This window comes from Vibrio sp. 10N.261.52.C11 (assembly GCF_041471405.1).
Classification (GTDB): Bacteria; Pseudomonadota; Gammaproteobacteria; order Enterobacterales; family Vibrionaceae; genus Vibrio; species Vibrio crassostreae_C.
In genome coordinates this window covers 1-1,049 of sequence record NZ_JBFROI010000159.1, presented here as the reverse complement: position 1 = coordinate 1,049, position 1,049 = coordinate 1, and the positions used below count along the sequence as shown (strand labels likewise).

The following is a 1,049-nucleotide window of genomic DNA, read 5'->3' as shown; positions in this document are numbered from 1 at the left end:
GCTTTGTTTCCTAATTGGATCTCAGATAGAAACGGCCAGTATGGGTGATTATTAGGCTATTTCTATCGTTTTAGGCATACCTAACCCTGTGAGCTTATTCAACGCTTTAATCATGGCGTAGGTTTCACCAACCTGAGCATTATAGTTTCTTAAACTTAATCGCCCACCAAACAGTGTCTTTACACGGAACATAGCCGTCTCTGAAAGTGACCGTTTATGGTAACCGTACTTCTTTTTCCAATGTTTATTTGAGCCGTATAATTTCTGGCAAGCTACCGCCAGATTACGGGGGTGACCTCGTAACCAAAAAGCAGCACCTTCTCTCGGTGGAATAAGTGGAACAGCTTGTTTAATACGTATTGCTTCGTAGCATTGTCTTGTATCGTAAGCTCCATCACCAGATATCTCATTGATTCTACGACGAGTTTGATTCAGTAAATTAGGAAGAGCTTCACCGTCAGTGACATTCGATAAACTTAACTCAGCCGCAATGATTTCATGAGTGCCAGTGTCTACGGCTAAATGGAGCTTACGCCAAACTCGACGCTTCCCGTCAGTACCATGTTTTTTACTTTCCATTCACCTTCACCGTAGACCTTTAGCCCTGTTGCATCAATGGCTAAATGCTGTATTGCGCCTCGGGTCTTTGTCTTGAATGACACATTAACCGTTTTGGCTCGTTTACTGATGCATGAATAATGAGGACATGACAACGGGAGTTGAGCGAGTTTGAAAACAGAATCGATGAATCCTTGTAACGCTCTCAACGGCATCGCGAATACTCGTTTAACCATGAGGGCGGTCGTAATGGCTAAGTCACTAAACAATCGAGGTCGACCTCGTTTACCTTGCTTGAGTTGCTTCCACTGTTGAATCGCTTCCTCATCAATCCAGAATGTCAGTGAACCACGATTGATTAGGGCTTGGTTATATTGTTTCCAGTTAGTTGTTCTGTAGCGAGGCTTTGGCATTGCTCTAAGTATGTGAGTGAACTTAGATGATCTGATCGTAGCTTTAAGCATTAGTTCCCTGATTTAGGAAACAAAGCC

1 pseudogene is annotated in these 1,049 nt (G+C 43.1%); it reads right to left on the bottom strand.

The window, feature by feature from the left end:
- Positions 1-51: 51 nt before the first annotated feature.
- Positions 52-971: pseudogene (locus AB4323_RS24530) on the bottom strand (IS5 family transposase).
- Between the last annotated feature and the right edge of the window lie 78 nt (positions 972-1,049).